The sequence below is a fragment of the Nocardia sp. NPDC004260 genome, assembly GCF_053603155.1.
The window spans coordinates 132,284-158,401 of the sequence record NZ_JBSGEZ010000003.1 but is presented as its reverse complement, the minus strand read 5'-3'; the positions used below and the strand labels follow the sequence as shown (position 1 = coordinate 158,401).

The following is a 26,118-nucleotide window of genomic DNA, read 5'->3' as shown; positions in this document are numbered from 1 at the left end:
GGCCGGACGAAGTTCCGGTAACCGGCATGACTGTGCCGTCCGGGAGTGCAGCACACTGGAGGCGTGACCGTCGAATTACTGGTTCTCCTGATCGTCATCGGCACGGCGCTCGCATTCGATTTCACCAACGGCTTCCACGACACCGCCAACGCGATGGCGACCTCGATCGCCACCGGCGCGCTCCGGCCGCGGGTGGCGGTCGCGCTCTCGGCGGCGCTGAACCTGGTCGGCGCGTTCCTGTCGGTGGCCGTCGCCGCCACCGTGGCGAAGGGCATCGTGCGACTCGACGCCGTCGGAGGCCAGGACCTGATCGTCATCGTGTTCGCAGGCCTCGTCGGCGGAATCCTGTGGAATCTGCTCACCTGGCTGTTCGGCCTGCCGTCGAGTTCGTCGCACGCGCTGTTCGGCGGTCTGATCGGGGCGACGCTGGCCGCGCTCGGCTGGAGCGGGGTGATCTGGGCGTCGGGGTCGGACGGCGTGGTCACCAAGATCATCCTGCCCGCGGTGCTCGCGCCCATCGTCGCCGCGCTGATCTCGGCGATCGGCACGTGGCTGGTGTACCGGATCACGCGTGACGCCGAGGAGGACAAGGTCACCGAGGGATTCCGCTGGGGCCAGATCGGCTCCGCCTCGCTGGTCTCGCTGGCGCACGGCACGAACGACGCGCAGAAGACGATGGGCGTGATCTTCCTCGCGCTCGTGGCGCACGGGACGCTCACCAAGGACGACGACCTGCCGTTGTGGGTGATGGCCGCGTGCGCCCTCGCCATCGCGGCGGGCACCTACCTCGGCGGCTGGCGGATCATCCGGACGCTGGGCAAGGGCTTGGTCGAGATCGACTCGCCGCAGGGCCTCGCGGCGGAATCCGCCTCGGCCGCGATCATCCTGACCTCGGCCCACTTCGGGTTGCCGCTGTCCACCACGCAGACCGCGACCGGCTCCATCCTCGGCACCGGCCTGGGCAAGGGCGCCGAGGTGCGCTGGGCCGTGATGGGGCGCATGGTGGTCGCATGGCTGCTCACGTTGCCGCTGGCGGCGGTAGCCGGGGCGATCTGCTGGGGCATCGCCCACGTCATCGGCGGACTGGCCGGGGTGCTGGTCGTCTTCGCCCTGCTGGTCGGGTTGTCGACGCTGATGTACCTGTGGTCGCGGCGCGATCCGGTGCACACCGGCAACGTCAACGAGTGGCCGGGCGAGGGGGCCGACCCGTCCGCGGTCACGCCGGTCACGGACGATCAGGCCGCACCGCCCACAAGCGATCGGACCGTGCCGCCCGCGGGCGGCCGGACCACGTCGGCGGACTCGAACCGCTCCGCCCAGGTGTAGGAGGACCAGGCGTGCACACTCTCGTCACCAATCTGAACGCCCTGTGGAAAGTCATCGTGGCCGGGCTGGTGCTTGGCGCCGGGCTGCCGATGATCTTCGCGATCGGGGTGCGGTTCTGGTCGATGACCGCGACCACCGACGCGGGCACGGTGCGGCGTAACTATCCGGCCCTCGCGGTCGCGCTTGCGTGCTTCGTGCTGGTCGTCGTGGCGATCGTCACCGGCATCCTGTACACGGCGAAGGCGTTCCTGGCGGCCAAATTCGGCATCCATCTGTTCGGGCAGGCGTAAGGAGTGCCAGCGTGACCGATCCAGTGAAACCAGTCCCGGTTCGGCCGAAACTGCTCGGCAAAGTCGTGGGCTGGCTGCGCGCGGGCTACCCGCAGGGCGTGCCGCAGTCGGACTACGTGGCCTTGTTCGCCGTGCTGCACCGGCACCTCACCGACTACGAGGTGGTCGCGATCGCCGAGGAACTGGTCGCTTCGAACTCGGGCAGCGAGATCACGCACACCGAGATCGAGGAGGCCATCGCGCGGCTCGCCAAGGAGCAGCCGGACGAGCATGACGTGGCTCGCGTCGCGTCCCATCTGGCCGCCGGCGGCTGGCCGCTGGCCGATCCGCCCGCCGATTCCGACTGACCCGAGCCGCCGCCGATGCCTCCCTTCCTGCACGCGATCATCAGCTGGCTGCGGGCGGGATACCCGGACGGGGTCCCGGAAGCCGACTACATCCCGCTGCTCGCCCTGCTGCGCCGCCGTCTGTCCGACGCGGAGGTGGCCCGGATCGCCGCCGAGCTGGCCGGCTCCGGCGGCGCGGACATCGACCAGACCGACATCCAGGTGATGATCACCAAGATCACCAACGACATGCCGTCCGAAGCCGACGTGGCGCGGGTGCGCGCACGGGTCGAGGCCAATGCGTGGCCGGGCGAGGACTGATCACGGGTGTTCGCGCGGGCCGCTGAGATAAGGGAGGCGGCGCACGCCCGCCGCGACCTCGTAGGCGAGATCTTCATAGCCCAGCGCCAGTTCGGCGAGGCGCTCCCAGGCGTTGTGCACGGCCCATTCCGGCGCGCCGGAGAGGACGTCGTACGCGCTGGCGGAGAACTGCGCGAGCCGATCGACCACCATGCCCACGGTTTCGGTGTGCATGTGTGCGCCGCCATGCGGCGGTGACGTCTCGGTGGCGACCCAGCGGTCGATGACGAGCACGAGGCGGGCGCGGTGCCGGTCGATATCGTTCGTCCCGCCCGGTGCGCAGCGCAGGCGGCGCTGGTGTAATCCCGCGAGTAGGTGGGCCGACTCCAGGACTGGGTGGGCGCGATGCGGCGCTTTGCGGCAAGCCTTCAGGACGAGCTCTTTGGTGGGCAGCGGTTCCACTGCGTCAACCCCCTGGATCGAATTTTCGCGCCGGGCGTCACGTGAAGGATCATCGACGATGCCGCCCGCCCGGACGCGGCAATCGGAACCGAGTGCGCAACGGCGCGGTGTCCCATGGCGATTCGAGGACGACGAGGCCGACCGCTTCCAGCGCGGTGAGCCCGACGGGGCGTACCAGCTCCTCCGTCAGCGAAACCATCTCCGCCGCTTGGATAGCCGCCGTCGCCTGCTCGGTGTTCACCATCCGGCCACGCAGATAGGACACCACCCACGCGTCGTCGCTGACCCGCCGCGCCTGATGCGGCGTCCGATCACTCACGATCCACGTGCGGTCGACGACATGCACGGACATCAGAACCCCTCCCCGCCGAAGCGGGTGCTGTCGAAAGCCCCCGCTGTGATGCGCAACACAACAAGCGTAGGCGCCGCGGTGGCGAGAGGTCAAGTTGACCAGTCCATTTGACAAACTCGACCACCTGTGGATCCGGGTACGGTCATCTGCACGAACAGCCGGAGCCGGAAGGACGCATCGGACGATGGCACCACTCTCGCCCACGGTGGCGCGCTGGGAGCTCATGCTCCGGATCAAGCGCCGCCGCACCGAGTTCGACGTCTCCGCGTCCGTCATCGCCAAGGAACTCGGGTTCACGTTGTCGTATTGGTCGAAGGTGGAGAAAGAACGCGTCCTGGCCGAGGACAAGCTGCGAAAGTTGATGAGCTTGCTCGAATTCGACCAGGACGAACGTGAGGAGATGTTGCGGCTCCGCGACATCGCGAAGCGACGCGGCTGGTGGTCGGAGTACGCGGAGTTGTTGTCGGACGAGGTGATCCGCCTCTATGGGTTGGAGCACGGGGCGCAGAGCATTCGGACTTACACGAGCATCTTGATCCCAGGTCTGCTGCAAACCGAGGACTACGCGCGGGCGGTGATCGCCAACGACCGCGCGCGGATTCGGCAAGTGGAAATCGATCGCTGGGTAGAGGTCCGCCTGCGGCGCCAGAAACGACTTACCGAATCGGAGCCGCTGCAGGTCACCGCGATCGTCAACGAGGCCGCGCTGACTCAGCGCACCGGAGGCGAGACTGTCTTGGAAGGCCAGTTGCGCCACTTGCTATCGGTTACCGAGACGCATGCGGACACGATCGACATTCGGGTCATACCCTTCGACGCGCCGGGCGGTGTGCTGCTCAGCGGTGCGTCGTTCCACCTCCTCGGGTTCGAGAACGCACTCCTACCCGACGTGGCGTGGACCGAAACGCTGATCCATCTCGGGGTGATCGAGGAGAGCGAACCGGTGCGCCACCTCGCGACCATGTTCGCTACCACTCTCGCCGAGCACGCGCTCTCGCAGAACGAGTCCATAACGTTGATCGAACGCAGACTCGCCGCGTTGTAGCGTGATCGGTATGGGGAGCGCGGGCTGCTGGTTCAAGTCATCACATTCGAACGACAGCACCGCCTGTGTCGAAGTGTGTTTCGACGGCGCCTTGGTGCTGGTTCGGGACAGTAAGTTCCGAGGAGCGCCGGACGCATCGCCCACGTTGGCGTTCACGCCGACCCAGTGGGCGAGGTTCACCTCCGCGATCCGCACCGCCGACCTCACCTGACACGTCTCCCAGCAGACTCTCAGCTTCACGACACCCATAACACAGCTCCATCCGGAAGAGTGTTCCCGTCGATGCGAAGCGATCCATCGACAGCTTCACCGGTGGGCAACTGCCCTGCCCACCACTGGAACCGGCCGGCGGCGCAGCCCCCTCGCATGCGTCGCCGGCCGCTCATGTCCACGAGTGGCACATGGCTGCGGCAAAACGCGAGAAGGCCTCTCGATGGTGTGCCACTCGTGGCGATCAACCGGCGAGGAGGTGGAGGAAGTGTTCGACTTCGGACTGGATGGCGGTGCGGGCGGGGGTGAGGTATTCGCGTGGGTCGGAGAGGTCGGGGGTTGCGGCTAGGCGGGCGCGGATGGCGGCGGTCATCCGGATGTTGAGGCGGGTGGCGATGTTGATCTTCGTCATGCCGTGTTCGACGGCGGCGCGCAGGCCGTGATCAGGGACGCCGGATGAGCCGTGCAGCACCAGGGGAACCGGGAGCTTCGCGGCCAAGTGGGCGATGAGGTCGTTGTCGAGTTCGGCGGTGCGGGTGTGCATGGCGTGCGAGGAGCCGACGGCGACCGCGAGTGCGTCGACGCCGGTAGCGCTCACGAATTCGACCGCCTCGTCGGGATCGGTGCGTGCGCCGGGCGCGTGGGCGCCGTCCTTGCCGCCCACCTCGCCGAGCTCGGCTTCGATGTGCACGCCGCGCTCATGGCACCAAGCGGTGATCGCGGCGGTGGCGGCGCGGTTGTCGGCGTAGTCGAGAGCCGAGCCGTCGTACATCACCGAGCGGATGCCGAGATCGAGGGCGGCATGGATCAATTCGGTGCTGGAGGCGTGGTCGAGATGCACCGCGATCGCGGCCTCGCTGTCGGCGGCGATGCGCAGGCAGGCCAGTGCCAGCGGGGCGATGCCGCGGTGATGGCGCGCGGTGTTCTCCGATAGTTGCAGCACCACCGGCTTTTTCGCCGATTCCGCGGCGGCCGCGATCGCCTCGGCATGCTCGAGGGTTATCACGTTGAAGGCACCGAGTCCGCCGGGGCGGGCCGCGGCGATCAGATCCGGTATCGAGGTCAGCGGCATGGTTGCGTGCTTTCGGAAGGGCGAGCGGTGTACAGGATTCGCGGCGGAGGCGCGACCGGATGCGTTGTGGACCGGCTTGTGCGTCCGTGACCGGCTCGTCGCGTGCCGAGGTCGTCGGCGGGTGAACGCGGCATGTGGTTCGCCATGCGAGCCGCGTAAGCGACCAGGGTCGCGGGATCGCCCGGCTCGCCCGCATCGCGGGAGCATTCCGCACGTTCGCGGGCAGCGGCGAACCGGTTCCGCGGTCATGGAGAAGTCTTCTGCGGTGTGGAGATGTCCAGTTCCCGAACCTGGACGGTCGGGGTGAGGCGGGTGCGCAGGGAGCGGTCGATCTCACCGGCCACCGGAACCACCACGGCGGCCGCGGAGGTCGCGACCACGTCGGCGAGCAGGGCGGCCCAGTCCGGGCGCGATTCGGTGGAAAGGGCGGCGATCACCGCCGCCACCGCGGCATCGCCCGCGCCGGTGGGGTTTCCGGCGAGCGGTTCGGCGAGCGCCCCGGTCCACGCGCCGTCGGCGGTCACCGCGACGATCCCCTCGGGACCGCGGGTCGCGATCAGGGCGCGCACTCCGTTGTCGATCAGCGGCTTCGCGGCGATGACGATGTCGTCGGCGGTCGTCGGCCGGGTGCCGATGAGGCGCTGTAATTCGGTCTCGTCCGGAGTGAGCACGATGCCGGGCACCTGGGCGGCCAAGCGCAGCGCTTCGCCGTCGACGTCGCAGATGGTGGGCACGTCGGCCGCGATGGCGGTGCGGGCGATCTCGGCGGGCAGGGAGGGTTCGATGCCGCCGGGCAGCGACCCGGAGATCACCAATCCGGCGATTTCCGGAAGCAGTCCCGCCACCCGGACCGACAACTGTTCGGCGGCATGCGGATTGGAGACGCGCGCACCCGGCTCCCAGAGCGCGGTGGCCGTGCCGTCCTCGGATTCGCTGATCACCACTGTGCGGCGCACCCAGGGCAGCGCGTGCACGAAGTCGACCGGCATCTCCAGTTCGGCGGCGGCCGCGAAGGCGTGGTCGGAGAATCCGGTGGCCCTGGCGTACTTGCCGAGCTGATTCAGCACCCGGGTCACGTTGATGCCCTTGCCGCCGATGCGCTGCTCCACCGACCGGACCCGGTGGGCCTGCCCGCGTTCGAAGCGTTCGACGCGATAGGTCATGTCGTACGCGGGATTCATTGTCACGGTGAGGATCACTTCAACCACTGTCCACGTCTGAGCACCCCACGCAAGTGGAGATTGTCACGGACTGTCAATATGTCGGCGAAATAGCCGGGCCGCAGGTCACCGACGTCGGCGAGCCCGAGCGCGGCGGCCGGAACCGAGGTGGCCGCCAGCACCGCCGCGCGCAGCGGGACGCCGGAGTCGCGCACGGCCCACGCGACGCATTCCAGCAGGGTGCTGACGCCGCCCGCGATCGACCCGTCGGCGATGCGCGCCACGCCGGCACGGACCGTCACCGGCTGCGGACCGAGCTGGTACTCGCCGTCGCCGAGCCCCGCGGCCTGCATGGCATCGGTGACCAGCGCGACTCGCCCCGGCGCCGTCGCGAACACCAGCGCGGCGAAGCCCGGATCCACGTGCACGCCGTCGCCGATCAGCTCCACGGTCACGGCCCCGCCCGCGGCGGCCGCCAGCGCCGCGGCGACCGGGCCCGGGTTCCGGTGATGCAGCGGTGGCATGCCGTTCGCCAAGTGCGTCACGAGGCTTCCCGATCCCCTGGGAGCCAGCGCATTCCGGAACGACGCGTAGTCGGTGTCGGTGTGGCCGAGCGCGACCACCACGCCGTTGTCGGTCAGCCGCCGCGCGACGGCCGCGTAGCCGGGACGTTCCGGCGCGAGCGTCATCGCGCGCAGGTGCGCGCCACCCGCCTCCAGCAGCCGGTCGGTCAGCCCGGGATCGGGGTCGCACAGATATCGCGGGTCCTGCGCACCGCGGCGCGCCTCGGACAGGAACGGCCCCTCGACGTGGATACCGCCGAGCACGCCTTCGTCGGCGAGTTCGCGCAAGGTGGCGGTCTGAGCCACCATTTCCGCGGCGGGGCCGGTGACCACGCTCGCCACCACGGTGGTCGAGCCGCGCGCATGGTGCGATTGCGCCGCCGCGCGGGCCTGCTCACCGCGCACGGTATCGAACCGGTACCCGAATCCGCCGTGATTGTGAATGTCCACAAGCCCCGGCAGCACGGTTCCCGAAAATGGCGGCTCAGGTAAATCGCGATGCGTCGCGCGCCACTGTGCGAACGACCGCACCGCGTCGATCCGATCCCCGGACACCATCACTACGCCGTCGTCCACCGTGACGCTCGCCGAGACGATGCGCCCCCGGATGAGCTGGGTGTGTGCTGTCATTCGAGTGCCCCTCGGCTCGCGCGGACCGGCTGACGGATAGGGATGTCCACTGTGCTGGCTGAAGCTTGTGGTGCGCCTCGGTTCGCCGGCTGCGCGGGTGGCGTCATGTCAACGCTCCGTGGCGGGCGAAGAGAGCGGCGCCTGCCAGCCCCGCGCGTGCGCCGAACCGGCCGAGGACGACTCGGGGAGCGGGGACCAGGCGGAGCCGGTCGGACAGGGCGCGGTGCAGCGGGTCGGTGAGCGCCGCGCCCGCTCCGGCGAGCCCGCCGCCGAGCACGACGAGTTCGGGGCAGGCCGCGTGGACGATGCCGACCAGACCGTCGGCGAGCGCGTCGACCGCGTCCGCCACGACGGCGGCGGCGTCGGGGTCGGTGGACATGAGTGCGAAAACTTCCGCCGCGCCGCCGGTCTCGCGTCCGGTGCGCCGGGTGTAGGCCCGCGCGATGGCCGCGCCCGAGGCGACCGTCTCGACGCATCCGGTATTGCCGCAGGGGCAGGGCAATCCGCCCGCGCGCCGCACCGGCACGTGCCCGTACTCGCCGACCTGGCCGTAGCTGCTGCGCACCAGCCTCCCGCCGACCGACAACGTGCCCGAGATCCCGGTGCCGAGAATGACGACGCACACATTCTCGTGTCCCTGCCCCGCGCCGTACCGCCATTCCGCCCAACCGGCCACGGCGACATCGTGTTCCATCAGCGTCGGTACACCCCAGCGCGCGGGGAAGCGGTCGCCCACGTGCACGTCCCGCCAGCCGACGTTGCTGCTGAACACGGCGACCGACCGGGCGGTGTCGACGATGCCGGGCAGCACGACGGCGGCGCGACGTACCCGGCGGCGGTCGGATTCCGGGAGTCCCCCGAGCAACCGATCGCCCAGCTCGCCCATGGCATCGAACGCGGCCGGACCATGCGGTGTAGCCACGGTGCCCACGGCCAGCGCAGTGCCCCCCGCGTCGGTGATCTCGCCTTTGATGGTGGTGCCGCCGACATCCATGCCGAGCACGAGCGCGTCGTCCGGCAGCGCCCGCGCCGCTGCGCCGAGTATGTCCGTGGGCTGCCCGGCCGAACCTCGCCGCGCGGTAGGCCGGTCGCCGGGGCATGCGCAGTCCGTCCCCGCGCCGCGCGATCCGGACACGGACGCACCCGACGGCGCACACGGCTGCTCGGTTCCCATCCTCGGCACAGTAGTTCGTGGTGGCTCCCGCGACGGTGCGCATGCGGCCTGTGGTGATGTCACGAGTTCGAGTCGACTCGAGGCCGACGGTGTGGCTGCGGGCGCGGCGATGCCGTCCGTACCCGGCGCGGTACGGCGAATGCTCACCGCTGGCCCTCGGTCACGACTTCAAAACCACCGAGCGACTCAGGCCGCGCGGGTGGTCGGGGTCCAATCCCAGGTCGGCGGAACGCAGGAGGCAGAGCCGATGCACTCGGACCAGGTCCGCCATCGGGTCGATGTCGCGATGCTCCAGGTGGGCGCCGGTGGCGGCGACGTCGTCGGCGAAGCCCGGCTCGAGTGGGCCGAACGCCCAGACCGCCCGGCCGGGCGCCGAGATGGCGATCGGGCCGTGGCGATACTCCGTCGCCGGATACGCCTCCGTCCAGGACTGGCAGGATTCGCGCAGCTTGAGCGCCGCCTCCTCGGCGATGGCCGCCGCGAATCCCATACCGACGAAACTGATCTGCTCGGCGTGGCGCACCGCGGCCAGCGACTCGGCGGGATCCTCGGCGAGCACCGCGCGCGCTCGGGCGATCACCGAGGTGAGGTCTTCGCCGAGGTGGTTGCGCAGGATGGCGAGGGTGGTCGTCGCGAAGCGGGTCTGCACCACCGACCGCTCATCGACCTGGTCGATGAGGATCGGGTCGCCCAGTTCGAGGACGGGCGTGCCGGGACTGGAGCAGATCACCGTCCGCGGGACGTGCGCCGGGATGTCCCGCATCGCGCGCACCACTTCGGTGGTGGTGCCGGAGCGGCAGATCACCAGGTAGCGGTCGTACTCGCGAGCACGGACCGCGCTGGCGGGCCAGGCGTCGGTAAGGCCATGACCCGCGCCCTCGCGCAGTGCCGCGATGGCGCGCGCCATGAAATACGACGTGCCGCAACCGATCACCGCGACCCGCTCGCCCGGTTTCGGCAGCACGGCGCGATGCTCCGCTGCGACGGCGGCGGCATGCGTCCAATCGTCCGGCTGGGTCGCCACTTCGGTGACCAGATGCGGCTGCGGCGTGGGGTCGGCAGGCGTAGGCACGCCACCAGCTTCACTCCGGATGATCGTTTATGTCAAATTCCCATCCAAAACGGTCACATCTGATCACAATTCGGGCTAGATTGAGGTGCACCGACGGTGTGTCCTCCCATCATCGGCGGCTCCGCTGGCGCCGGGTGGGTAAATCTGAAAGGTTCTGCTCGTGAAAAGACCATTCCACCGCGTGCTTGCCGGAGTCGCGATGGTCACCGGCGTCGCGCTGGCCCTGTCGTCCTGTGGGTTCGGTTCGAAAAGTGGTGCGGACTCGGCTACCACCATCAATTTCCTCGCTCCCGCCTACAGCGACGGCGCCACGGGCACCAAGGCGCTGTGGAACGGCATCATCGCCGAATTCCAGAAGCAGAACCCGGGCATCACCGTCGATCTGCAGATGGAGTCGTGGAACTCGATCAACGACGTGGTGCGCACGAAACTCCAGTCGCAGTCGACCACCCCGGACATCCTCAACATCGACGCCTACGCCAGCTTCGCGGGCGACGGCCTGCTCTACCCGGCGACCGACATCGTCTCCGCGCCGGTGCTGGCCGACATCCAGCCCGCTTTCGCGCAGAACGCAGCGCTGAACGGCACGCAATACGCGCTGCCGCTGTTCGCCTCCACCCGAACCCTGTTCTACAACACCGAACTGTTCGAGAAAGCGGGCATCGTCCGGCCGCCGAAGACCTGGGCCGAGCTGACCGACGCGGCGAAGAAGATCCAGGCGCTCGGCGGCGGCGTCTCCGGGTACGGGCTCCCGCTGGGCAGCGAGGAGGCGCAAGGCGAAACCTCCCTCTGGACCTTCGGCGCGGGCGGCTCGTGGGCCGACGGCGACCGGGTCACCGTGGACACCCCGGCGAACCTGGAAGGGGTGCGGGCCATGCGTGAGCTGATCGACGCCGGTGCGACGCAGCCGAATCCGGGCGCGACCGATCGTAAAGACGTGATCAACGCCTTCATCCAGGGCAAGATCGGCATGATCGAAGCCCTGCCGCCCACCATCGGTCAGATCGCCGCGAAGAATCCGGGTCTGCGGTACGCGACCGCGCCTTCGCCGACCAAGACCGGGAACCCGGTCACGCTCGGGGTGGCCGATCATCTGATGGCGTTCAAGAAGGACGGCGCGAAGGCCGAGTCGATCAAGAAGTTCCTCGACTACTTCTATTCGGCGGCGGTATACGCGGACTTCGTCAAGCACGAGGGCTTCATCCCGATCACCCACAGCGCCGCCACCGCCCTCGCCGAGGATCCGGTGACGAAGGCGTTCGCCGCCACGCTTCCGGTCGCGAGGTTCTATCCGAGCAACAACCCGAAATGGGCGGTGGCGCAAGGGGTGATCCGCCAGCAGATGGGCACCATCGCGCAGGGCGCCGACCCCGCTCAGGTGTTGCAACGGATCCAGGAAGCCACGAAATAGCGTGCGGCGCAGAGGAGTACTGGCGGCACTGCCGTGGATCGGGCCGTCACTGGTCCTGATCGCGGCCGTTGTCGCCTTCCCGGCCTGCTACATGCTGTGGACCAGCACCAGGGACCTCAGCGCCTACGGCCAGGACCGCGGCGCCGCCGGACTGGCCAATTACCGGGCGCTGTTCGACATCTCGGAGCTCGGCTCGGTGCTGGTCCACACGGTGGTCTGGGTGGTCGGCGTCGTGCTGGTCACGCTGGCGTTGTCCGCGGCGCTGGCCCAATTCCTGAACAAGGAGTTCCCCGGCCGCGCCGCGGTGCGGATGGCGATCCTGGTGCCGTGGGCGGCGTCGGTCGTGATGACGACCACGATCTTCTACTACATGCTCGATCCGGACGTGGGCATCGCCAATCGGTTCCTGGTGGACATCGGCCTGCTCGACCGCGGATACGGGTTCACCAAGCAGCCGACGCAAGCGTTCCTCGTGGCGATGGGCGTCGCGGTGTTCGTCTCGGTGCCGTTCACCACCTACACGATTCTGGCCGGACTGCAAGCGATTCCGGCGGAGATCGAGGAGGCGGGGCGGGTCGACGGCGCGAGCGCCTGGCAGCGCTACCGCCATCTCACGCTGCCGCAGCTGCGTCCGGCGATCGCGGTGGCGACCATCATCAACATCATCAACGTGTTCAACTCGCTGCCGATCCTGCAAGTGATCACCGGCAGCATCGCCGGCTTCTCGGCGGACACCACGACGACGCTGACCTTCAAGCTGATCCGGCAGAACCAGCAGGTCGACACCGCCGCGGCGATGAGCGTGCTGAACTTCGCGCTGATCGTCGTCGTCATCGCGATCTACGTGAAGCTGGTCCGTCCGACCGCGGAGATCGACCGATGACGACGCGGGTGGAGGTACGCGAGCAGGCCACGGCGACGCCGCTCGCCCCGGCGGCGCCCGCGCGGCGCGCCCGACGCCGCTGGGAGCTCACCGCCGTCGGCGTGGTGCTCGCCGCGGTGTTCCTGCTGCCGTTCGTCGTCATGGTGCTCGGTTCGCTGAAGAGCAGAGCCGAGATCCTGCGCATCCCGCCGACGTATCTGCCGCGGTCCTGGCATCCGGACAACTACGCGACGATGTGGGACACCCCCGAGACGCCGCTGCCGTTCAACCTGGCCAGCACGATCATCATCGCGGTCTGCGCCACCGCTGTGGTGCTGGCCGTGGCGATTCCGGCCGGGTATTACACGGCGCGACACCGTTTTCCGGGGCGCCTGGTGTTTCTCGGCGTGGTGCTGGTGACCCAGATGTTGCAGCCGACGGTGCTGGTCACCGGGTTGATCCGGGAGTTCTTCGCGCTCGGCATCAACGACACCTGGCTGGCGATGATCTTGGTGAACGCCGCGTTCAACCTGTCGTTCGCGGTGTGGATCCTGCACAGTTTCTTCGCCGCGATCCCGGTGGAGATCGAGGAAGCCGCGATGCTCGACGGGCTCGGGCGCGGGCAGATCCTGGTCCGGGTGAGCCTGCCGCTGGTGTGGCCCGGCATCGTGACGGCGACGATCTTCGTCGTGGTGGCGTGCTGGAACGAATTCGCCGCCAGCCTGGTCGTGCTCACCACGCCGGAGAACCAACCGCTGTCGGTGGCGCTGACCAAGTTCGTCGGCCAGTACGACACCGCGTGGCAATACGTGTTCGCGATCTCCACCGTCGGCATCGTCCCGGTGGTGCTGCTGTTCGCTCTCATCGAGAAGCGTCTGGTGGCGGGGTTGACCGCGGGAAGCGTGAAATAGCCTGCGAGAACTGGCGCACCGGGATGACGGAATCGCCGCGCCGCCACCGTTCGGCGCGCTGATGGAAGGTAACCGCGCGGTAGCATCGAAAGGTGACACGGCGGGATCACGGACCCAAGGACGGTCGCAGCTACGGCGGGCTGTCCAAGGAACAGCGGGTTGCCCAGCGGCAGACCCGCCTGATCGATGCCGCTCTCGAACTATTCGGCACCCAGGGATATGCGGCAACCTCGATCGAGCGCCTCTGCGCCGTGGCGAACGTCTCCACGCGCAGCTTCTACGAGGACATGGGCAGCCGCGAAGCACTGCTCATCGCCCTGGCGAATCGCATCACCTCCCGTGCGCTGGAATGCGCGCTGGCCGCGCTGGCGGCCACCGAGAACGAGCCCTTGCCCACCCGCGTGGTAGCGAGTTTTCGCGCGTATCTGAGCGTCACGTGCGCCGACGCCCGGTCCGCGCGGGTTTGCTATGTCGAGGTGGTCGGCGTGAGCACGGCGGTGGAGGAGTGGCGCAGGCAGCAGCGTGGCCTGCTGTCGGCGCTGCTGATCAGCGAGGCCGAACGCGCTGTCGGCCGTGGCGAGACCGGTCCGCGGCGTTTCGATCTCTTCGCGCTGGCCGTGATCGGCGCGGTCACGTCACTCGCCCAGGAATTGGTGCAGGGTACGGCGCCGGATTCGGCGGTGAGTCTGGACGAGATCTGCGAAGAGATCGCCTACTTCGTGAATTCCGGTCTTTCCCAGGCGCGCGATCCGGGTGCGGAAGACGGGCGTCTTCCCGCTACCGCGGCGCTTCCGGCCCGGCCCACCGTCGAGGCCGATGTGTTCTGAGCGGGGCCGGCGTCGGCCGTGCGGATTTCCGCGGTCGGTGGGTGCGTGTGTTCATATTGTTCGCGTGTTCGCCGAAACAGCAGGTTGCCCGCGCGAGCGGGGCGGTGTGAGATGACCGGGCCGACGGATCGCCCGCAACGGTGGAACCGGTTGCTGGAATTGCTCGCCGAATCCGGGCGGCTTTCGGTGGAGGAGGCCGCCGAGCGGCTCGGTGTGTCCGCCGCTACGGTGCGTCGCGATTTCACCGCGCTCGCCGAACAACAACTGGCCACCAGGACGCACGGCGGTGTGGTGGCGACCTCGGTGGCCTACGACCTGCCCGCGCGTTACCGGCAGAGTGCGGGCGAGGCCAAGCAGCGCATCGCCGAACACGCCGCGTCGCTGGTCGATCCGTGCGCGGTGGTCGGGATGAACGGCGGCACCACCACCACGGCGGTGGCCAGGGCGCTGGCCGTGCGCACGGATCTCGGATCGGCCGGTGACGAGCAGCTCACTCTCGTCACCAACGCGCTGAACATCGCGGGGGAGATGGTGCTGCGGCCACACGTGCGCACGATCGTTCTCGGCGGTGTGGCCCGGCGCGAGTCCTACGAGCTGCACGGGCCGCTGGCCGAACGGGCCCTGGCCGAACTGCGGCTCGACGATCTCGTGCTCGGCGTGAACGCGATCTCCGTCGAGGGCGGCGCACAGTGCAGGCACATCGACGAGGCCGGGGTGACCACCGAGATGGTGCGGCGTTCCGGCCGGGTGCTGGTGGTGGCCACCGCGGACAAGCTCGAGCGCACCGCACTGGCCCGCATCTGCGGCATCGAGCAGGTGCAGGTGCTGGTCACCGATACCGGTGCGGATCCGGCCGCGGTCCAGGCGATCCGGGCGGCGGGCGTGCGGGTCGACGTGGTGTAGGCGCTCACGCCGTCTGCGCGATCCATTTGTCCCAATACTCTTCGTACCACTGACGGAAGTTCTGGCCGTACGACATCTTGCTGTGGCTTCCTGTCTCGAAGCGATAGTGATCAGCTATTCGTTGTACCGCCTCGTCGTGGGAGAACTCTCCACCGCGATATCTCTCATAAATCCTGCGGTACTTCCCCGAGACGGTGTGATTGATGTCCGGCCCGCCATTTTCGAGTATCTGACGGCGTATGTTGAGCTGTGACATGACGGCATGGCCCTCGTTCCGCAGCGACCGGTCCACATGATCGGCCACCCATTGCTCCCGCGTTCGGCCCATCGGCGGCGAGGGGGCGTCGTTGTGCGGATTACCGGGGTGGGCATGGTCGATCTCATGTGCGAGCGCATCGGTGGAGGCTCCGGCGTTGCCTTCCATCTTGCGATCGAGAACAACAGCCTTGTCGTCGTAGTCGGCGTAGGTTCCGTCCCCTCTCTTTCCGTAGCGAATGGTCCATCCGAACTGCTGTACGTCCTGGATCTGACGAATGAGGTCCTCGGACAACCCGGCGATTTCGTCGACTTCTCGGCCCAGTCCGGTCTCTACGGACGTCGAATAGCCGAGCCGCTGTAGGCTTTTCTGGTATTCCGGGATTTCCAGGGTTTCCCTTCGGATGGCATCCCGTCCGGCGAGATCGGCATCCATTGTCTTGGCGACGGTCAGGTTGACTTCTCCGCTGAGACTATGGACATTGTGCGATGCGGCATTCGCGTATCTCGATAGATCGCGGCGTAGGCCGGTCGTCAGGTTCAGGAATAGTTCGCGGAGACGTCTCATTCCGGGCTACCGCTGCCGAGGCTCCGAACTCGTCCACGGTTCTCGTGTACGGATATGTCTCTGAGGAGTTGCGAGCGGGCATGGAATCTGATGTTCAGCTTTCTCGCCCCATGCTCAGAGGTGAACGAAACCGCTCCTTCGGGCGGAATCCTAGGGTCGACCCGTGCGTTTTCCATCGGGAGCTCGAAGCTCCCGGCCATATCGGCACGGGTGATGCGGACGTCCATCGCGACGTGCATGATCACCAGGGCATGTGAACCGACTGCCTCCGTGCGCGGGCCGCGGAACACGATTGATGAGAACGGCCCGCCGTCCGGGTATGCCACGAATTCGCGTGCCTGCGGATTCGCGCAGGATACTGCACTGAGCTCCGTCGCGCACGCCGAGGAGACATAGTGTGGCGTGAAGCATTCGGGAATCGCCAGTACATGATCGGCAATCAGTCGGATCTCGCGGATGTATGGCGATGTCATGCTGGCTGTTCCTCCGCGGGCCGAAGTGCTCAGGCCCGCGGATCATGGCGCTCACATGCCGGAAAGTCGTTCCTACCAGCGGTGGTGCGGCGCGGTCATCGGGATGTCGAGCAACTCGGGCTCTGTGCGGTTTTGGGCTTCTTCGCAAGTGTGGCAAACATGTGGCACCGAAGATGTTCTCACCACTGGGAATGACTTGAAGGCTGGATCAGGCTGGTAGCGACTGAGTTACTGATAGATGGACCGGCTGTCGGCCGGTTACCGATCGGCGGTGCTGAACCGATTCAGCGGCGCATCGGCGCCGGTGGGTCGACGCATGGCTCTCGCCCAAACGAGGAATCCCCAGGCTACGAATCCCGCGTAGACCAGATACAGCGTCGCCGACGGGTAGTAGCCCGCACGCACCAGCAGTGGAATGCCGACCAGGTCGACCGCGATCCAGATCAACCAGAACTCGGCCAGCCCCCTGGCCATGCCGTAGGTGGCCAGCACCGAGCCGGTGAAGATCCACGCCTCGGCCCACGGGCCGTAGGAACCGAGCCATTCGAAGAGCTGGGCGAAAACGGCCGTGCCCGCGAGCATCGCCACCACCAGGACGACGCGTTCGCGCGTGCTCGCCCAGCGCGGGTCGACGCCACGGTGCTCGAGCGCGGTCCCGCGTGCCGCGTGCCGGTACCAGCTCCACCAGCCGTACACGCTGACCGCGATGAACATCAGCTGGCGTCCGGCCTGTCCGGCCATGTTCAGCTGCTGCGGAGTGTGGAACACCCCACCGACGAATACGGTGAACAGCAGCGCGTTCCCGGCGATGCCGACGGGCCAGGCCCAGACCCGCCGCCGCATGCCGCCGATCGCGGAAGCCAAGCCGAAGCCGTTGCCGACCACCTCGCGCCAGAGGATCTCCGAGCCCGCGATGTGCAGCTTGGCGTCGAGCAGCGTGAGGATCGGGTTCACCTGTCGTGTAACCCGCGGCGGGGCGTATCTCATCCGTTCGGATCGCCGCGATCGGAAATGCGCGGTGCGGACCGTAACGATTGCGCAATCTGGCGACGCCATTCGCAATGTCCGTGCAACGGGGTGCTCCTATGGTGGCCGTCATGAGCACGGAGAGCGATACCGCCGGGGGGACCGGAATTCATCTCAGCGGATTGACCAAGACCTTCCGGGTCGGGCGGAAAACCGTGCAGGCTTTGGCGAGCGTCGATCTGCACACCGAGCAGGGCGCGTTCCTGTCGCTGCTCGGTCCGTCCGGCTGCGGCAAGTCGACGGTGCTGCGCATTCTCGCGGGCCTGGAGACGCCGACCGCGGGCAAGGCGCTGATCGACGGCGCGACCCCCGCCGAACTGCGCGGCAAGCACGCGTTCGGCATCGCCTTCCAGGATTCGGCGCTGCTGCCGTGGCGATCGGTGGCGTCGAATATCGCGCTGCCGCTCGAGGTCGCGGGCATCACGCCGGAGCCGGGGCAGATCGATGACCTGATCCGCCTGGTCGGGCTGGACGGCTTCGAGAAGGCCAAGCCCGCGCAACTGTCCGGCGGTATGCGCCAGCGCGTCTCGATCGCGCGCGCACTGGTGGTGAAGCCCACCGTGCTGCTGCTGGACGAACCGTTCGGAGCGCTGGACGACATGACCAGGCAGCGGCTCAATCTGGAGTTGCTGCGGATCTGGACCGAGAAGCCCGCGACGACGCTGATGGTGACCCACGGCATCGCGGAGGCGGTGTTCCTGTCCGACGTGGTGGCCGTGATGAGCCCGCGGCCGGGGCGGGTGCTGGAACTGGTCGAGATCGATCTGCCGCGTCCACGGCTGCCCGAGATGATGCGGACACCGGAATTCCACAAGCTGCACGACTATCTGTCCGAGCTGCTGTTCGGGACCGCGGGAAAAGGAGGCGTCGCATGAACGAGCACCAACCGGAACGCTGCCTGCGGCACCGTAAGCCGGGCTGGCAGCGGGCGAGCGTGCGCACTCGGCCGCTGCTGCGGCATCCATGCGTCCGGAGGACAGGGGATACGGCGTGAAGCGCTTCGGCGGCGTGCTCGGCGTGCTGGGGCTGGTCGCGGTGTGGTGGGCGCTCGCGGCGTTCGAGGTAGCGGGCGGCACCATACCGAGTCCCTGGCAGGTGCTGCACACCATGTACTCCGACGGATGGGGCCTGTACGGTCCTAATTTCCGGATCACCGCGCTCGGCGCGCTACAGGGATTCGTCTGGGGCAACGCCCTGGCCGTCGCCCTGGCCGTTCTGATCGTGCTGGTCCCGCCGATCGAGTCGCTGGCGACCCAGTTGGCGATCCTGAGCTATTGCACTCCGCTGCTCGCGCTGGGCCCGATCATCCTTGTGGTGTTCGGCGGACGCACCCCGACGGTCTTCCTGGCCGCGATGTACTGCTTCTTCACCACTATGGTCGGCACCGTCGCCGGGTTGCGCTCGGCCGACCGGACCAGCCTGGAACTGGTGCGCGCCTACGGCGGCGGACGCCGGCAGCAGTTGTACCGGGTGCAGGCGATCTCAGCGCTGCCGAGCACGTTCGCGGCGTTGAAGATCGCCGCGCCGTCGGCCGTGCTCGGCGCGATCATCGGCGAGTACCTCGGTGGCGTGGACAGCGGCATCGGGGTGGCGCTGACCGCCGCCCAGACCTCCTACAACGTGCCACGCACCTGGGGCATGGCGCTGGCCGCCGCCGCGCTGGCCGGACTCGGCTACGCGCTGGTGGCGCTGGCCGCCCGCCTGGCCGCGCCCTGGACCGTCCGGGAGGCGCGATGAAGATCGCCACGTGCGTTGGGCTGCACCAGGTGACGGGGGAGGCCCGATGAATCTGCTGCGACGGATCGGGATCTTCCTTTTCCCGCTGTGCACATCGCTGCTGCTGATGCTGGTGATCTGGTACGTCTTCCTGAAAGCGTTTCCGCAGGTCGGCCCGCGGGTCGGCAAGACGCCCGGCGATATCTGGACCTACTTGGTGACGGCGCCCAACGCCGCGACCGCGCGGCAGGCGATCCTGGACGATCTGCAGATAACGCTGCGTGACGCGGCGATCGGGTTCGGCGCGGGCATGCTCGCCGCGCTGGTGGTCGCCGCGCTGTTCGTGTCGTTCGCCGCGATCGAGCAGACCTTCCTGCCGGTGGCGATGCTGCTGCGCTCGGTGCCGCTGGTGGCGCTCACGCCGATCATCGTGCTGGTGTTCGGCCGCGGCCTGGCCGGGGTCGCGGTGCTCGCCGCGATCGTGGTGTTCTTCCCCGCGCTGGTCATGATCATGGCGGGATTGCGCAACGCGCCGCGGCAGGCGCTGGAACTGGTGGCCGCGTACGGCGGATCGCGCTGGACCGGGTTGCGCATGGTGGCCGTGCCCGCGGCGCTGCCCTCGGTGTTCGCCGCCGCGCGGATCTCGGTACCGGGCGCGCTGATCGGCGCGTTGCTCGGCGAGTGGCTCGGCAGCGGTACCGGCCTGGGCGCCAGCTTGATCCGGGCGATCCCCACGTTCCAGTACAGCAAGTTGTGGGCATCGATCGTCATCGTCACGCTGGTCTCGGTGGCGCTCTACGCGATCGTCGGTGTCGTGGAGAACCTGGTGCTGGCCCGGTTCGGACCGGAAGCGGGACGACTCTGACCGAACCGAATTCTCGCTCGGAACGCCAAAGTAAAGAAAATGAAACGCGCTGCACTTAGATTCGGCCCATGACACCCGCGCACCGCTCCACGTTCGGGCACCTGAACCGACGCTCATTCCTCCGTTACTCCGCGTTCGCCGGCGCCGCGCTCGGCGGTGCCGGAGCACTGGCCGCCTGCGGAGGAAGCTCCGGTGATTCGCCGGGCGGCACCACCGCGGACGGATCGAAATACGGCGGCGTCGCGGTGCAGCTTTCCTGGCTGAAGAACATCGAATTCGCGGGCGAATACTTCGCCGACTCGAAAGGCTATTTCAAGGAGGCGGGTTTCGGCTCGGTCGACTTGATCGCGGGCGGCGCGGCCAGCACGTCGGTGGAGGCCGGATTGGACACCGGGAAGGTGTGGCTGGGCCTGTCCGCGCCGCAGACCACCGCACCCGCGATCCTGGAGGGCCTGCCCGCCAAGATCGTCGCCACCACGTATCAGAAGAACCCGTTCGCGATCGTGTCCTCCGCGGCGAAACCGATCAAGACGCCCGAGGACATGAAGGGACGCAAGATCGGTGTGCAGGACACCAACCAGTTGATCTTCAACGCCTTGCTCACCGCCAACGGGTTGAAGCCGGGCGATGTCACTGTCGTGCCCGCGCAATTCGATCCGACCCCGCTGGCCAACGGAGAGGTCGACGGATGGGTCAGTTACGTGACGAACGAACCGATCACGCTGGCGGCAAAGGGCTTTCAGAACACCCACTTCTTGTTCGCCGACTTCAACCTGCCGCTGGTCGCGGAGACGCTCACGGTCGCGCAGTCCACCATCGACAAAGAGCGTGACAAGCTGAAAGCGTTCCTGGCCGCCGAGATCAAGGGCTGGAAGGACGCGGTGGCTGATCCGGCCGAAGCGGCCCGGCTCGCGGTCGAGGTGTACGGCAAGGATCAGAAGCTCGATCTCGCCGAGCAGACGAAAGAGGCTGTCGCGCAGAACGATCTAGTGGTTTCGGCGGATACCGCCACGGGCGGACTGCTCTCGATGACCGACGCCCTGATCGAGCAGAACATCGCCGCGCTGCGTGCCGCGAAAATAGACATCAAGGCCGCGCAACTGTTCGACCTGTCCGTATTGCGCGAGGTGTATGCCGAGCACCCCGGCCTGAAATGATCAGAGACCCACGGCGGTTTTCGGCGTGATCGGGATTTCGCCACTGTACGGATCGACCGCTCGCACCGGCTGCGCGGCGCGGGCGGCCAGCAGTTCGGCCGCGATCGCGACGGCCATCTCGGGCGCGGTGCGTGCGCCGATGTCGAATCCCGCGGGCGAGTGCAGCCGCGACAGCGTCTCCTCGCCGAAACCGCCTGCGCGCAGGTCCTCCATGCGCCGGATGTGCACCTGGCGTGACCCCATGGCGCCGAGATAGCCGACCTCGGGTAGTCGCAGCGCCACGGTGAGTAGCGGAATCTCGAATGTGGGATCGTGCGACAGCACGACTATGGCCGTGCTGCTGTCGATTTCACCGGCCGAGGAGAGGATGTTGAGGTAGCGGTGCGGCCAGTCGACCACGACCTCGGCGCCGGGAAACGATTCCGGCGTAGCGAAATTGGGGCGGGAGTCGCAGATGGTCACTCGGTATCCGAGCAACCTGGCCTGCACGGTGAGTGCGGCGGCGAAGGAATTGGCGCCGAAGATGATCAGGCGCGGCGGCGGAGCGAACGAGGCGACGAAGACATCGGAATCGGGTAGCGCGACCAATTCGGTGGCGTGCCGCTTGTCGGTGATCAGGTGCTGGCCGATCAGGTCGGCATCGGAGTTCCACACCACCGTGAAGACGGTGACCCTGCGGTGCGCCGCGATCTCGGCGGCGACATCCGGGAACTCCGGGAAGTGTCTTCGAGAGAACGGTTCGGTGAAGACGTCCATCATCCCCTCGCCGTGCGCGCCCCCGTCCACGCCGAAACGGTGCATCGCGCGGCGGCCGGTCCGCGCGGCCTGGAGCACGGACTCGTACGCGATGTCCTCCAGCCCGCCCGCGGCGACCGATCCGTAGACGCCCCCGTCCGGGTCGACCAGCATCGCCGAGCCCACCGGTAAGGGCGCGGCGCCCACGGTGCGCACGATGGTGCCGAGTCCGCCGGTCCGGCCCGAGTGCCACACCCGCAACAGGTCGTCGACGATGTCCCGCATCAGTTAGCTCCGATCACCGTGCGGTCGTGGCCGGGAAGTCACGATCGACGCCCGTCGCCAAATCGTCGCACGTGACGCACACCATATCGTTTCTGCCGGTCAAATAGGTGCGGGCACCGGAATCTCCTGCAGCCGATCCACAAACCGCATTCCAGTGCTTGTGGGCTATAACAACGGGGTGTCCGGGTGTGTCGTGGAACACAGCGCGCGCCAGACCGCTGGGGGCCGCGAGCGCGGCGGCCAGCACTCGGGCGACCGCGTCGGCGCCGACATCGGGGGTGTCCACCGGCATGATCACGGCGTAACGCGCGGGGGTGCTCGCCGCGGCGATCAGGCCCGCGCGCAGCGATGCGCTCAGCCCCGTCGCCCAGTCCGCCGCCCATACGTGCCGCACACCCGGCGGCAGATCGACGATCCCCGGCGTCGGGCCGGTCGCGCCGAGGACCACGATGACCGGGTCGCAACCTCCGCCGCGCAGCGCGGCGACCGCGGCCCGCAGCCAGGCGCCGTCCTCGGCGAGCACTTTGGGTTTTCCGTAGCGGGTTCCGGCGCCCGCGGCGAGCACGACGCCGGCGCAGGGTGCGACGGCGGGGCGATCAGGGTCGGCCATGCCTCAAAGGTAATACCGGCCGGTCTGCGCCGCATGATGGGAAACCGGTGCTCAGGCGCGGTTCCGGAGCGACACGCCGAAGGCGATCCCTCCGCTTCCGGTGGCGGCTCGTCCGGTCGTATTCGATGCTGGTCCGATGACGGATCAGCGACGCGGTATCGCGGCGTTCGACGCGCTGTCCGCCGACGCGGCCTACCGGGCGGTGCTCGGCTGCTGCTGGTCGCCGGAGTTCGCGCGGTCGCTGGTCGCGGGCCGTCCCTACCGGAGCGTCGAGGCGCTGCTCGAGGCGGCGGACGAGGCGTTGGCACGGCTACCGGAGTCCGAGTTCGACCTGGCGCTGGCGGGTCACCCCAGGATCGGCGAGCGACCGTATTCCGCCGCTTCGGCACGGGAGCAGGCCGGAGTGACGGGTGCGGCCGACGCGGTACGCGCGGCGCTCGCCGCGGGAAACCGCGCCTACGAGGAACGGTTCGGGCACATCTACCTGGTGTGTGCGAGCGGAAAGTCGGGTGCGGAGCTGCTCGCGCTGCTCACTGCCCGGTTAGGCAATGATCCCGAGACCGAAAGGCAGGTCATGCGAACAGAATTGGGCAAGATCAATCGGATCCGGCTGCGCGCGCTACTGGCGGAGCGGTCGTGAGCACGCTGAGCACGCATGTGCTGGACGCAGTGCGCGGCGTGCCCGCCGCGGGCGTCACGGTGACGTTGTACCAGCAGGAGCGGCAGCTCGATTCGGGTGAAACGGGCGCGGACGGGCGAATCCGGGCGTTGGGCGAAGCGCTCGAAACCGGAACCTATCGGCTGGTGTTCGACACCGGCGCCTACTTCGCGGGTCAGGGGGTGGAGACGTTCTATCCCGAGGTGAGCATCGCGTTCGCCGTGACGGAGGAACGGCGCTATCACGTCCCGCTGCTGTTGTCGCCCTTCGCCTTTTCGACCTATCGAGGGAGCTGAGCATGGAACTGACCGGGCCCATCGTGCTGACCGACCACCGATACGGCAAGGCGGAGAACCGGATCGTCCGGATCCACCGGCACAGCGCACGGCACGAGATCCGCGACGTGAACGTGTCCACGGTGCTGCGCGGCGATTTCGCCGACGCGTACGTCGCGGGCGACCAAGCGAAGGTCTTGCCCACCGACTCGCAGAAGCAGACGGCCTATGCCTTCGCGAAGCGGCCCGGGCTGCGGGTCATCGAGGACTACGCGCTCGCGCTGGCCGATCATTTCGTGGCCGAGATCGAACCGGTGCGCAGCGCGCGTATCGAGGTCGACGAATACGCCTGGCGGCGCGTGACGGTCGGCGGTGTGGAACATGATCACACCTGGGTGCGGCAGGGACCGGAAGTGCGCACCGCGGCGGTCACCGTGGCGGGGAAGGGCACCGAGCGGCGGGCCTGGGTCGTCGGCGGGGTGAAGGACCTGACCATCCTCAAGTCGACCGGCTCGGAGTTCGCCGACTTCCTGAGCGACGAGTTCACCGTGCTCGCGCCGACCCGTGATCGGATGCTGGCCACGTCACTGATCGCCGAATGGCGTTTCGCGAGCAGCGCTGGCATCGACTGGGACGAGGTCTACACCGGCGTGCGGGCGCGGCTGGTGGAGACCTTCGCGACGCTGCATTCGAAGGCGTTGCAGCAGACGCTGTTCGAGATGGGCAAGGCCGCGCTGACCGCGTACCCGGTGCTGGCCGAGATCCGGCTCGCGGCGCCGAACAAGCATCACTTCGACTACGACTTGGGCCGCTTCGGCATCGAGAACCACGGGGAGGTCTACCACGCCGACGACCGCCCCTACGGGCTGATCCACGCCACCGTTGCGCGGGCCGACGCGCCGGAAGCGGGTCCCGCGTGGAGCAGGTGACCGTCATCGCGGACTGCGCCGTCGCGACCGTCGACGCCCAGGGGACCGAGTACGCCCGCGGGTACGTCGTCGTGCGGGGCAACCGGATCGACGCGGTCGGCGCGGGGGATCCGCCGGACCTCGGCGCGGACGCGCGGCGCGTCGACGGGCGCGGCTGCCTGCTGACGCCCGGGTTGGTGAACACCCATCAGCACCTCTACCAATGGATCACCCGCGGCCTGGCCACCGACCACACGCTGTTCGAATGGCTCACCACGCTCTACCCGGTCTGGGCGGGCATCGACGAGGACGGGGTGCGCGTGGCCGCCACCGGTGCGCTCGCCACTCTCGCGCGCACCGGGTGCACCACCACCACCGATCACCACTACGTGTTCCCGCGCGACGGCGGTGACCCGCTCGCCGCCGAGATCACCGCGGCGGCGCAGGTGGGCCTGCGGTTCCATCCCTGTCGCGGCTCGATGGATCTGGGCGCGAGCGCCGGCGGCCTGCCGCCCGATCACCTGGTGGAACGCCTGGACGACATCCTCGCCGGGAGCGCGGAGGCCGTCGCGCGGTGGCACGACCCGTCGTCCGACGCCATGCTGCGGATCGCGCTCGCGCCGTGTTCGCCCTTCTCGGTCACGCCCGACCTGCTGCGCGAGTCGGCGGCGCTGGCCCGCGAGCTCGGGGTCCGGCTGCACACCCACCTCGCCGAGACCATCGACGAGCAGGACTATTGCCTGGCGACTTTCGGCTGTACGCCCGCGCAGTACCTGCAGCGGCTGGACTGGTTCGGTCCGGACGTCTGGTACGCGCACGCCGTCCACCTGGACGACGACGCGCTCGCCGCCCTCGCGGAGACCGGTACCGGCGTGGCGCACTGCCCTACGTCGAACGCGCGGCTCGGCGCGGGCATCGCCCGCGTCGCCGACCTGGTCCGCGCGGGCGTTGCGGTGGGGCTCGGGGTCGACGGCGCGGCGAGCAACGAGGCCGGTTCGATGATCGAGGAGCCGCGCCACGCCTTGCTGTGGGCGCGAAACCGGGGCGGCCCGCACGCGATGACCGTGCGCACCGCGCTGGAACTGGCCACCATGGGCGGCGCGCGGGTGCTGGGCCGCGCCGCCGACATCGGTTCGATCGAGGTCGGCAAACTGGCGGACCTGGCGCTGTGGCGGCTGGACACTGCCGCGCACGCCGGGATCGCGGATCCGGTGACCGCACTGGTGCTCGGCTCGCCTCCGCCGCTGGCGGCGCTGCTGGTGAACGGACGCGAGGTGGTGCGCGACGGCGAGGTGCGGACGGTCGACACCGATGTGGTCGCCGCCGAGGTGGCGCGGGCGCAGGCGAAACTGCTCGCGAAAGCGGGGTGAGCGACTCGCGCGCAGCAGCCGTCGGCGGCCCTGCCGGAGTGCGGGATCGGCCTACCGGCAGCGGGTCTGTCGCCGTACGGCCTGTGCCGGTCGAGGCGGGGGGAGGTGGCCCGGCCGGTACAGGTCGCCCACCTGCTCGACTGCGCAGGCGAGCAGCACCGGGAACCAGGCGGCGCGGTCGGTGCGGCGAGGCCGGGAGGATGCTGTCGGCTCCTTGGGTGCACGGAGTGCGGATCTCCGTCGCCAAGGCGCTCGAAGTCGATCGCGCACCGGAACACCGGATGCGGCCGTGCGGCACTCTCGCCATAGCCGCGCGGTGGT

31 protein-coding genes are annotated in these 26,118 nt (G+C 68.5%); 19 read left to right on the top strand and 12 right to left on the bottom strand.

Going from position 1 to position 26,118, the window contains the following annotated elements; translation table 11 throughout:
- Positions 1-63 precede the first annotated feature (63 nt).
- From ACWEO7_RS03705 to ACWEO7_RS03690, 4 genes are read left to right on the top strand one after another with little or no spacing between them, the layout of a single operon-like run.
- A complete protein-coding gene (locus ACWEO7_RS03705; RefSeq protein WP_452420482.1) occupies positions 64-1,326 on the top strand; it encodes an anion permease in 1,263 nt (420 codons plus the stop codon).
- A gap of 11 nt (positions 1,327-1,337) precedes the next feature.
- On the top strand, positions 1,338-1,616 hold the full coding sequence (locus ACWEO7_RS03700; protein WP_355071765.1) for a hypothetical protein: 279 nt from the start codon (positions 1,338-1,340) through the stop codon (positions 1,614-1,616).
- Positions 1,617-1,627: 11 nt separating this feature from the next.
- Positions 1,628-1,963, top strand: coding sequence for a DUF3349 domain-containing protein (locus ACWEO7_RS03695; protein ID WP_397078811.1), 336 nt, complete (start codon positions 1,628-1,630; stop codon positions 1,961-1,963).
- A 15-nt stretch (positions 1,964-1,978) separates the two neighbouring features.
- On the top strand, positions 1,979-2,263 hold the full coding sequence (locus ACWEO7_RS03690; RefSeq protein ID WP_452420479.1) for a DUF3349 domain-containing protein: 285 nt from the start codon (positions 1,979-1,981) through the stop codon (positions 2,261-2,263).
- On the opposite strand, the gene ACWEO7_RS03685 is transcribed toward ACWEO7_RS03690, so the two are convergent.
- Together ACWEO7_RS03685 and ACWEO7_RS03680 are read right to left on the bottom strand one after the other, a co-directional pair.
- A complete protein-coding gene (locus ACWEO7_RS03685) occupies positions 2,264-2,704 on the bottom strand; it encodes a DUF4254 domain-containing protein (RefSeq protein WP_452420478.1) in 441 nt (146 codons plus the stop codon). It lies immediately after the preceding gene.
- A 49-nt stretch (positions 2,705-2,753) separates the two neighbouring features.
- On the bottom strand, positions 2,754-3,056 hold the full coding sequence (locus ACWEO7_RS03680; RefSeq protein ID WP_450024245.1) for a hypothetical protein: 303 nt from the start codon (positions 3,054-3,056) through the stop codon (positions 2,754-2,756).
- Positions 3,057-3,240: 184 nt separating this feature from the next.
- Here ACWEO7_RS03680 and ACWEO7_RS03675 point away from each other — a divergent pair, with 184 nt between their 5' ends.
- Together ACWEO7_RS03675 and ACWEO7_RS03670 are read left to right on the top strand one after the other, a co-directional pair.
- Positions 3,241-4,101 (top strand): helix-turn-helix domain-containing protein, encoded by an 861-nt coding sequence (locus ACWEO7_RS03675; RefSeq protein WP_452420476.1) that lies wholly within the window; start codon positions 3,241-3,243, stop codon positions 4,099-4,101.
- 10 nt (positions 4,102-4,111) lie between these two features.
- Positions 4,112-4,312: a DUF397 domain-containing protein gene (locus tag ACWEO7_RS03670; RefSeq protein WP_452420475.1), complete on the top strand. Its 201-nt coding sequence runs from the start codon at positions 4,112-4,114 to the stop codon at positions 4,310-4,312.
- A 243-nt stretch (positions 4,313-4,555) separates the two neighbouring features.
- Here the strand turns inward: ACWEO7_RS03670 and ACWEO7_RS03665 are convergent, their stop codons facing one another.
- The 5 genes from ACWEO7_RS03665 to ACWEO7_RS03645 form a co-directional block, all read right to left on the bottom strand.
- On the bottom strand, positions 4,556-5,383 hold the full coding sequence (locus ACWEO7_RS03665) for a class II fructose-bisphosphate aldolase (RefSeq protein ID WP_452420473.1): 828 nt from the start codon (positions 5,381-5,383) through the stop codon (positions 4,556-4,558).
- Between the two features lie 245 nt (positions 5,384-5,628).
- Entirely contained in the window at positions 5,629-6,591 is a 963-nt protein-coding gene (locus ACWEO7_RS03660; RefSeq protein WP_452420471.1) for a hexose kinase, read from the bottom strand.
- On the bottom strand, positions 6,579-7,736 hold the full coding sequence (locus tag ACWEO7_RS03655) for an N-acetylglucosamine-6-phosphate deacetylase (RefSeq protein WP_452420469.1): 1,158 nt from the start codon (positions 7,734-7,736) through the stop codon (positions 6,579-6,581). Before ACWEO7_RS03655 ends, ACWEO7_RS03660 begins: the two co-directional genes overlap by 13 nt.
- Positions 7,737-7,839: 103 nt before the next feature.
- Positions 7,840-8,910: an ROK family protein gene (locus ACWEO7_RS03650; RefSeq protein ID WP_452420468.1), complete on the bottom strand. Its 1,071-nt coding sequence runs from the start codon at positions 8,908-8,910 to the stop codon at positions 7,840-7,842.
- A gap of 160 nt (positions 8,911-9,070) precedes the next feature.
- Complete coding sequence (locus ACWEO7_RS03645; protein ID WP_452420466.1) at positions 9,071-9,982, bottom strand: SIS domain-containing protein; 912 nt, start codon at positions 9,980-9,982, stop codon at positions 9,071-9,073.
- 160 nt (positions 9,983-10,142) lie between these two features.
- On the opposite strand from ACWEO7_RS03645, the gene ACWEO7_RS03640 reads away from it, so the two are divergent.
- The 5 genes from ACWEO7_RS03640 (at position 10,143) to ACWEO7_RS03620 (ending at position 14,896) form a co-directional block, all read left to right on the top strand.
- Complete coding sequence (locus ACWEO7_RS03640; protein ID WP_452420464.1) at positions 10,143-11,393, top strand: extracellular solute-binding protein; 1,251 nt, start codon at positions 10,143-10,145, stop codon at positions 11,391-11,393.
- Position 11,394: 1 nt separating this feature from the next.
- Positions 11,395-12,276, top strand: coding sequence for a carbohydrate ABC transporter permease (locus tag ACWEO7_RS03635; RefSeq protein WP_452420462.1), 882 nt, complete (start codon positions 11,395-11,397; stop codon positions 12,274-12,276).
- Positions 12,273-13,166 carry a carbohydrate ABC transporter permease gene (locus tag ACWEO7_RS03630; protein ID WP_452420460.1) on the top strand — a complete coding sequence of 298 codons (894 nt, stop codon included), beginning with the start codon at positions 12,273-12,275 and terminating at the stop codon, positions 13,164-13,166. The genes ACWEO7_RS03635 and ACWEO7_RS03630 overlap by 4 nt, the downstream gene beginning before the upstream one ends.
- Before the next feature lie 92 nt (positions 13,167-13,258).
- Entirely contained in the window at positions 13,259-13,993 is a 735-nt protein-coding gene (locus ACWEO7_RS03625) for a TetR/AcrR family transcriptional regulator (RefSeq protein ID WP_452420459.1), read from the top strand.
- A 111-nt stretch (positions 13,994-14,104) separates the two neighbouring features.
- Complete coding sequence (locus ACWEO7_RS03620) at positions 14,105-14,896, top strand: DeoR/GlpR family DNA-binding transcription regulator (protein ID WP_450024219.1); 792 nt, start codon at positions 14,105-14,107, stop codon at positions 14,894-14,896.
- Positions 14,897-14,900: 4 nt separating this feature from the next.
- On the opposite strand, the gene ACWEO7_RS03615 is transcribed toward ACWEO7_RS03620, so the two are convergent.
- The 3 genes from ACWEO7_RS03615 to pnuC form a co-directional block, all read right to left on the bottom strand.
- On the bottom strand, positions 14,901-15,587 hold the full coding sequence (locus ACWEO7_RS03615; protein ID WP_452420457.1) for a hypothetical protein: 687 nt from the start codon (positions 15,585-15,587) through the stop codon (positions 14,901-14,903).
- Positions 15,588-15,715: 128 nt separating this feature from the next.
- Positions 15,716-16,192, bottom strand: a complete 477-nt coding sequence (locus ACWEO7_RS03610) for a hypothetical protein (RefSeq protein ID WP_452420455.1) — start codon at positions 16,190-16,192, stop codon at positions 15,716-15,718.
- A 258-nt stretch (positions 16,193-16,450) separates the two neighbouring features.
- Entirely contained in the window at positions 16,451-17,146 is a 696-nt protein-coding gene (pnuC, locus tag ACWEO7_RS03605; RefSeq protein WP_356962661.1) for a nicotinamide riboside transporter PnuC, read from the bottom strand.
- Positions 17,147-17,289: 143 nt separating this feature from the next.
- On the opposite strand from pnuC, the gene ACWEO7_RS03600 reads away from it, so the two are divergent.
- From ACWEO7_RS03600 to ACWEO7_RS03585, 4 genes are all read left to right on the top strand, one after another.
- Positions 17,290-18,093, top strand: coding sequence for an ABC transporter ATP-binding protein (locus tag ACWEO7_RS03600; protein WP_452420453.1), 804 nt, complete (start codon positions 17,290-17,292; stop codon positions 18,091-18,093).
- Positions 18,094-18,181: 88 nt separating this feature from the next.
- Positions 18,182-18,955, top strand: a complete 774-nt coding sequence (locus ACWEO7_RS03595) for an ABC transporter permease (RefSeq protein ID WP_452420452.1) — start codon at positions 18,182-18,184, stop codon at positions 18,953-18,955.
- A gap of 46 nt (positions 18,956-19,001) precedes the next feature.
- Complete coding sequence (locus ACWEO7_RS03590; protein ID WP_452420450.1) at positions 19,002-19,799, top strand: ABC transporter permease; 798 nt, start codon at positions 19,002-19,004, stop codon at positions 19,797-19,799.
- Between the two features lie 68 nt (positions 19,800-19,867).
- The gene (locus ACWEO7_RS03585) at positions 19,868-20,956 is read left to right on the top strand and encodes an ABC transporter substrate-binding protein (protein ID WP_355071807.1); all 1,089 of its coding nucleotides are present in this window, start codon (positions 19,868-19,870) and stop codon (positions 20,954-20,956) included.
- On the opposite strand, the gene ACWEO7_RS03580 is transcribed toward ACWEO7_RS03585, so the two are convergent.
- Together ACWEO7_RS03580 and ACWEO7_RS03575 are read right to left on the bottom strand one after the other, a co-directional pair.
- A complete protein-coding gene (locus ACWEO7_RS03580; protein WP_452420448.1) occupies positions 20,957-21,976 on the bottom strand; it encodes an XdhC family protein in 1,020 nt (339 codons plus the stop codon).
- A 13-nt stretch (positions 21,977-21,989) separates the two neighbouring features.
- Positions 21,990-22,586, bottom strand: a complete 597-nt coding sequence (locus tag ACWEO7_RS03575; RefSeq protein WP_452420446.1) for a nucleotidyltransferase family protein — start codon at positions 22,584-22,586, stop codon at positions 21,990-21,992.
- 136 nt (positions 22,587-22,722) lie between these two features.
- Here ACWEO7_RS03575 and uraD point away from each other — a divergent pair, with 136 nt between their 5' ends.
- The 4 genes from uraD to ACWEO7_RS03555 are packed head-to-tail and all read left to right on the top strand — an operon-like array spanning position 22,723 to position 25,797.
- Positions 22,723-23,226: a 2-oxo-4-hydroxy-4-carboxy-5-ureidoimidazoline decarboxylase gene (uraD, locus tag ACWEO7_RS03570; RefSeq protein WP_452420444.1), complete on the top strand. Its 504-nt coding sequence runs from the start codon at positions 22,723-22,725 to the stop codon at positions 23,224-23,226.
- Positions 23,223-23,540 carry a hydroxyisourate hydrolase gene (gene uraH / locus ACWEO7_RS03565; RefSeq protein ID WP_452420442.1) on the top strand — a complete coding sequence of 106 codons (318 nt, stop codon included), beginning with the start codon at positions 23,223-23,225 and terminating at the stop codon, positions 23,538-23,540. The genes uraD and uraH overlap by 4 nt, the downstream gene beginning before the upstream one ends.
- Positions 23,541-23,542: 2 nt before the next feature.
- Entirely contained in the window at positions 23,543-24,448 is a 906-nt protein-coding gene (pucL, locus tag ACWEO7_RS03560) for a factor-independent urate hydroxylase (protein WP_452420440.1), read from the top strand.
- A complete protein-coding gene (locus ACWEO7_RS03555; protein WP_452420438.1) occupies positions 24,436-25,797 on the top strand; it encodes an 8-oxoguanine deaminase in 1,362 nt (453 codons plus the stop codon). Before pucL ends, ACWEO7_RS03555 begins: the two co-directional genes overlap by 13 nt.
- Positions 25,798-26,118 lie beyond the last annotated feature (321 nt).

Bases quoted from the DNA above. Each gene is read 5' to 3' on its own strand.
- ACWEO7_RS03690 (WP_452420479.1), top strand. From the start codon at position 1,979: ATGCCTCCCTTCCTGCACGCGATCATCAGCTGGCTGCGGGCGGGATAC.
- ACWEO7_RS03575 (WP_452420446.1), bottom strand. From the start codon at position 22,586: ATGGCCGACCCTGATCGCCCCGCCGTCGCACCCTGCGCCGGCGTCGTG.
- ACWEO7_RS03580 (WP_452420448.1), bottom strand. From the start codon at position 21,976: ATGCGGGACATCGTCGACGACCTGTTGCGGGTGTGGCACTCGGGCCGG.
- ACWEO7_RS03600 (WP_452420453.1), top strand. From the start codon at position 17,290: ATGAGCACGGAGAGCGATACCGCCGGGGGGACCGGAATTCATCTCAGC.
- ACWEO7_RS03680 (WP_450024245.1), bottom strand. From the start codon at position 3,056: ATGTCCGTGCATGTCGTCGACCGCACGTGGATCGTGAGTGATCGGACG.
- ACWEO7_RS03630 (WP_452420460.1), top strand. From the start codon at position 12,273: ATGACGACGCGGGTGGAGGTACGCGAGCAGGCCACGGCGACGCCGCTC.
- ACWEO7_RS03610 (WP_452420455.1), bottom strand. From the start codon at position 16,192: ATGACATCGCCATACATCCGCGAGATCCGACTGATTGCCGATCATGTA.
- ACWEO7_RS03585 (WP_355071807.1), top strand. From the start codon at position 19,868: ATGACACCCGCGCACCGCTCCACGTTCGGGCACCTGAACCGACGCTCA.
- ACWEO7_RS03595 (WP_452420452.1), top strand. From the start codon at position 18,182: ATGCGTCCGGAGGACAGGGGATACGGCGTGAAGCGCTTCGGCGGCGTG.
- ACWEO7_RS03675 (WP_452420476.1), top strand. From the start codon at position 3,241: ATGGCACCACTCTCGCCCACGGTGGCGCGCTGGGAGCTCATGCTCCGG.
- ACWEO7_RS03655 (WP_452420469.1), bottom strand. From the start codon at position 7,736: ATGACAGCACACACCCAGCTCATCCGGGGGCGCATCGTCTCGGCGAGC.
- uraD (WP_452420444.1), top strand. From the start codon at position 22,723: ATGACGGATCAGCGACGCGGTATCGCGGCGTTCGACGCGCTGTCCGCC.
- ACWEO7_RS03620 (WP_450024219.1), top strand. From the start codon at position 14,105: ATGACCGGGCCGACGGATCGCCCGCAACGGTGGAACCGGTTGCTGGAA.
- ACWEO7_RS03650 (WP_452420468.1), bottom strand. From the start codon at position 8,910: ATGGGAACCGAGCAGCCGTGTGCGCCGTCGGGTGCGTCCGTGTCCGGA.
- ACWEO7_RS03590 (WP_452420450.1), top strand. From the start codon at position 19,002: ATGAATCTGCTGCGACGGATCGGGATCTTCCTTTTCCCGCTGTGCACA.
- ACWEO7_RS03670 (WP_452420475.1), top strand. From the start codon at position 4,112: ATGGGGAGCGCGGGCTGCTGGTTCAAGTCATCACATTCGAACGACAGC.
- pucL (WP_452420440.1), top strand. From the start codon at position 23,543: ATGGAACTGACCGGGCCCATCGTGCTGACCGACCACCGATACGGCAAG.
- ACWEO7_RS03615 (WP_452420457.1), bottom strand. From the start codon at position 15,587: ATGGATGCCGATCTCGCCGGACGGGATGCCATCCGAAGGGAAACCCTG.
- ACWEO7_RS03665 (WP_452420473.1), bottom strand. From the start codon at position 5,383: ATGCCGCTGACCTCGATACCGGATCTGATCGCCGCGGCCCGCCCCGGC.